Here is a 5,208-nt window from a genome sequence, read left to right on the forward strand (position 1 = left end):
GTACAATTTTTGCTTTTGTAGCATATATAGTTATATTTCTAATTATTAATAAATCAACAACGGCTGTCTCAGGGGAGCAGACCAATCCCTGAGCGTAGGCAGGTCAGGGGCACAGCCACCTGACAGATGCTTGCAGGTGCAGGGGCACATGAGGTCCCCGGCATAGTGTTTCCTTCCCGAAGGAGATGTGGACCGGAGACAGCGGCGAGGTCATGCCGCCCGGTGTGGCTCGCGCGCCTTCCACTGGCGTTCCGGTCCACATCTTCTCCTTTCGTAGCTGGTATTGCCCTGCCTCATCGGCACTGGCCCTTTGCTGAGCGACTCTCTGTCCCCAGCACCGGCCCCACCGCTCTCCTGACATGGCCTCTTAGAGATTCTCTGTTTATCTGCCTTTTCCGTCTGCACTTTTTTAAAGGCAATTCTTTGGTCGGTTGAGTCGATTTTTTGAGAGAAGGGATGTGTTAGCAAGATGCGCGTTTCTTCAGAAGAAGAGGTGACCTTATCGCCGCCTGATATGGCCAGAGAAGCTTCCGCAGCTACTACGACGACTGCAGTGCTCCAGCCCGCTCGATCGCAAAGCGGGATTTTTCGCGCCTTTCGAGCTTTACGCCACCGTAATTTTCGTCTTTTCTGGTTCGGTCAGCTTATTTCGTTGATCGGGACCTGGATGCAGACCACAGCTCAAGCATGGCTAGTGCTGGAGCTGGACCATGATGCCTGGTTACTTGGCGTTGTCGGGGCCCTTCAGTTCTTGCCTGTACTCTTCTTCGCTCTCTTCGGAGGCATCATTGCCGATCGTCTCCCGAAGAAGCGAATTCTGGTGCTGACACAATCGTCAGCCGCAGTGCAAGCTTTCTTGCTGTGGGTGCTGGTAGCCAGTGGTGCTGTGCAGATCTGGCACGTGCTGGTTCTGGCTCTGCTGCTGGGTATTACGAATGCGCTCGATATGCCGACACGGCAGGCTTTTGTGGTGGAGATGGTGGGACGCGAGGATCTGCCGAACGCAGTGGCTCTGAACTCGTCATTGTTCAATATGGCGCGTGTGCTTGGTCCCGCTATTGGTGGTTTGTTGATCGCCCGCCTTGGGGTGGCACCGCTCTTCCTGCTCAATGCGCTGAGCTTTATACCGGTGATCGCAGGCATCGCCATGATCGATTCCCGCCGTCTCTACGCTCAGGCCCGCTTGCCGCTGGGCAAGCAGGGGCAACCCAGTCCCCTGCAGAGCTTGCGCGAGGGACTGGCCTATGTGGCACATACGCCGTCCGTGCTGCTGGTGATTGTCGTGGTGGGCCTGGTCTCGCTCTTCGGGATTAATTTCAATGTCTCGCTGCCACTCTTCGCCACGGATGTGCTGCATGCTGGACCGGCAGGCTTCGGCTTCATCTCCTCCGCCTTCGGGATTGGTTCGCTGCTTTCAGCTCTCTGGCTGGCCTGGGCCAATAAGCGGCCCACTATTCGCAGTCTCCTTGTTAGCGGCATCGCCTTTAGCATCCTGGAGGCCGGGTTCGCCCTTTCGCCGTGGTATCCGCTGTCATTGGTCTTGATCGCCTTGACCGGCTTCACGCAGATCGCTTTCTCGGCGCTGGCCAATACGACCCTGCAGGCTGTGACGCCAGACCACCTGCGCGGGCGCGTTATGAGCGTCTATATGATGGTCTTCGCTGGTAGCTCGCCAATCGGCAACCTGTACACGGGTGCCCTGGCCGATCTGTTCGGGGCGCCAGCAGCGGTGCTGGCCGGTGCGCTCCCCAGCCTGATCGCCGCACTGGCTGGCTGGTTCCTGCGCGGACCCGCGGAGAAAGATTTGACGGAATCGCGACAGTTCCTATAACTGGCTCATGCCTCTAGCCCCGCCAGGCCCACGCTGCTTTCTGCAACCGCCGCGCTGCTCTTATCGGTTGCAGGCTAAGCTTAGGGGCCTGGCGCTGGGCATCTTTCAGAAAGCCTCTCTTTCAATGGCGTTGTCCGGCTTTACCGCCCAGCCAGCAGCGCAGTGCCTGCCAGCCTGGTGACTGGTCTGGGTCGATCAGCAGCCCATTATCCGCAGCCTCCTTGTCAACGGCAGCGCTTGCAGTATACTGGGAGAAAGATTTGATGGAGTTGCGATACTGCTATGGCTGCTACTGATGGCCTCGCCTGGCGTATCTTGCCGCTCGTCGTCGCTGACCAGCAGGTGCATCTGGACTACGGTCAGCGGTTGCTTGCCGGTAACGAGGCGCCTCAGCCACCAACCCTCTATTGGTCGCAGGCCAACAGGAGAGGTCTGGTGCTGGGTTTCTCTCAGAAGGCGGCTCAATTGAACGTCGAGGCCTTGCGCCAGCTGGCCTTGCCGCTCTATCAGCGCCAGGCCGGCGGCACAGCGGTCCTGGTTGGCCCTGATCTGCTGGCTCTGGACGTCTTTTTGCCTCCAGGACATCCTTTGATTCTGACGGACGTGGTGGAGTCCTATCGCTGGCTGGGAGAGACCTGGGTGGCAGCTCTGGAGCGCTTAGGGGTTATAACACGCCTTGTTCCACCGGCAGAGGCCCGCGCTCAGCAGGCTCTGCTGAAGCAGCCAGCTACGGCTTCGCGCGAGGCCGTGTTGCGCCGCGCCTGTTATGGGTCGCTCTCTCCCTACGAGGTGGTGGCACCTGATCAGCGCAAAGTAGTGGGACTGACTATGATCCGCCGTCGTACTGGGAGTTTGCTGCAGTCCGGGCTGCTGCTGCGCTGGGAGACGGAGCCGCTTGCCCTGGTTCTGGGTCAGACGGCAGAGGAGCAGGCTCTGCTGCGCCGCGAGCTGCCGCGTCGGGCCGTGGGACTGGAGACTCTGGCTGACCGCGCGGTCTCCGTTGCTGAGGTGATGGCCGCTTTCGAACAGGCCCTGCTGGCTCGATTTTTCTCCCCCTCAACGCCGCAAAAGCACTCCAGTTCTCCTGCTGAGACTTGACGAGGTGTCGCTCTCGTGCCTATACTAGGCAAACTCCATGAGTATAGTAGCAGAGGTTCTTTACTATGGCAGATAGGAATGCACCAGGAGCAATTGAGGTTATCAAGGTTCCAGATTATGAGGCGATGGTCATCGGGGCCCATCCTGATGATGCCGATTTTGCCGCCGCGGGAACCAGCGCCCTCTGGGCTCGCCAGGGGAAGAAGATTGTCTGGGTCATTATGACCGATGGTACGGAGGGTACCGAGGTACCCAGTATGGTGGATAGAGAGCTGATGGTGGTTCGCGAGCAGGAGCAGCGCCTGGCCTGCGAGGTGCTTGGCGTCCAGGCTGTGGAGTTTCTGCGCTTCCAAGACGGCCATCTGGTGAATAACGATGAGACGCGCAAGGCAGTGGTGCGCCTCATTCGCAAATACCGTCCGCGTATTGTGATCACGCATGATCCGACGCAGCACATTTTTGCGCCCGACCCTGATGAGGAGCCAGATGAGACGGCCTATCTGAATCACCCTGACCACCGTGCCACTGGCAATATTGTGCTCGATGCCATCTTCCCGGCGGCGGTTAATCCCCACGCTTACCGCGAGCTGCTGGTTGAAGGATTCCTTCCCTATCAGGTTCACGAGCTGTATCTTTTCAACAGCGAGCACGATAACACCTATATTGACATCAGCGAGACGATCGAACTGAAGGCCAGGGGGCTACAGTGCCATGTCAGTCAGTTTGGCCCCCAGGCGAATCTACTGGAGGGCGTGAAGCGTTGGGCTGCCGAGACGGCGCGTGAGGCTCAGCAGAAAAAGGGTCTGCAGATGCAGTATGCCGAGGGCTTCCGGCGCATCAAGCTCTACATCCCCGGCAAGGAGAAAGGGGACCAGGAACAGGCCTCGGAAGCTCAACAGGAGCAGGCTACCCACTAAGCAGGCAACTGCCACCGCAGGAAAGAGCAGTCCGCGAGGAAGGCAGGTGCAGCGCGAACGAAATGAATCGGGGAAGCGCTGACACGGAGAGATAGTCAGGAGGCTTGCGGTGTCAGCACGGCGTAGAAGCCGCCCCAGAGCTGCAGGAAGCGCGAGCGCGCCATCGAGGTGTAGTTAAGACGCGATGAGTCAACCAGGTAGACTGTGCTCGTATTACCCCCACGCACCACCAGCAGGTGACCGCCAGCAAAACGATCGGGGGGGAAGCTAACAATCACCGGGCGCCCGCTGTTAGCAATGGCAAGCATCTGGTCGAGCGAGAGATTATGACCCCAGAGCGTGTTGAAGTGGAAGCGAGCAGCAGTGCGAGCGATGCCCACCTCTTCCAGCAAGCCCTGGTCAGGGGTAATTTCATGGATCGCAGACTCGACCTTTAAGATGTCGGCGATGCGGTAGTGATAGCCATAGGAGTTGATGACCACCGTCATGGCAGCGGCGGAGCACGCCGAATAAGCCCAGGTCTGATATTGGGACTGGGAGTCATATTGTGCGGGATCGAGCTGATAGATGCGCACCAGATGACTTGTGGCATCGTAGTGGGCAGTGGAGGCCGGTGCGTTCGAGGTCATCGTTGCCGCCGGCTCAGCAGTCCACAGGTAGGGGAGGACGAAGCCAACTCCACGGGAGAGAAAGAGCTGCGAGCCGAGGAAAATGACGATCAGCAGCGAAACCAGGCCGACAAGGAGGATTTTCCAGGGAATCTCACGCCAGGGAAATGGGCTGGCACCATAGACGCGCTCAGAAGCCACTGAGAGCGAGAGCACGCTTGCGCTGCGCCTTCGCGGGTGCGCCACAGTCGCGACCGGACTCTGGCGCGCGCGTAAGCGAGGTGTGCTTGGCGTACGCGGCAGGCGCTCTGCGGCGGCAGGACGACGTCTCCGGCTTGTCAGGGATGGGCGCGCGGACAGGTAGAGACCGAACAGCGAGACGGTCAAGGCGACCGCAAAGAGCATGGGCACGAGCACAGGCATCGATACAGGCTCCTCAGCATCGCCAGGGTGCCACGTCTCTGGCTGGCTGTCACGCAGCGGAGCGCGCTATTTTCCTGGCAGTGAGTATGATGTAGCCAACAGTCTGGCTAGAAGGAAGTATAGCATAGCCCACGCCAGTCGGGCAAGGCGTATCCTGAGCAGGGGACAGGTTGTCACGTCTTTTTTAAACTGGTGCCTTTGTGGATGAAGACAGCCCAGAAGCATGTCTCTGGTAGAGACCCATCCCCTCCACTAGCCAGATCTTCCCCCCCCTTTCTGCCCGGGCGCCATCTTGGTGGCGCTCTATGCTATGATGGTCAGAAAGCGCGAG

4 protein-coding genes are annotated in these 5,208 nt (G+C 59.1%); 3 read left to right on the plus strand and 1 reads right to left on the minus strand.

Features of this window, described 5'->3' with window-relative positions; translation table 11 throughout:
- Positions 1–469 precede the first annotated feature (469 nt).
- The 3 genes from IRZ31_RS20010 to IRZ31_RS20020 all read left to right on the plus strand — a co-directional run bounded on the left by IRZ31_RS20010 (position 470) and on the right by IRZ31_RS20020 (position 3,846).
- On the plus strand, positions 470–1,831 hold the full coding sequence (locus IRZ31_RS20010) for an MFS transporter (RefSeq protein ID WP_297157104.1): 1,362 nt from the start codon (positions 470–472) through the stop codon (positions 1,829–1,831).
- A 282-nt stretch (positions 1,832–2,113) separates the two neighbouring features.
- A complete protein-coding gene (locus IRZ31_RS20015; protein ID WP_297157108.1) occupies positions 2,114–2,929 on the plus strand; it encodes a hypothetical protein in 816 nt (271 codons plus the stop codon).
- Positions 2,930–2,994: 65 nt separating this feature from the next.
- The gene (locus tag IRZ31_RS20020; protein ID WP_297157111.1) at positions 2,995–3,846 is read left to right on the plus strand and encodes a PIG-L deacetylase family protein; all 852 of its coding nucleotides are present in this window, start codon (positions 2,995–2,997) and stop codon (positions 3,844–3,846) included.
- Between the two features lie 95 nt (positions 3,847–3,941).
- Here IRZ31_RS20020 and IRZ31_RS20025 read toward each other — a convergent pair whose 3' ends face one another.
- Positions 3,942–4,877: a C39 family peptidase gene (locus IRZ31_RS20025; RefSeq protein WP_297157114.1), complete on the minus strand. Its 936-nt coding sequence runs from the start codon at positions 4,875–4,877 to the stop codon at positions 3,942–3,944.
- Positions 4,878–5,208: the final 331 nt, after the last annotated feature.

The organism is Thermogemmatispora sp. (genome assembly GCF_019683635.1).
Lineage (GTDB): Bacteria > Chloroflexota > Ktedonobacteria > Ktedonobacterales > Ktedonobacteraceae > Thermogemmatispora.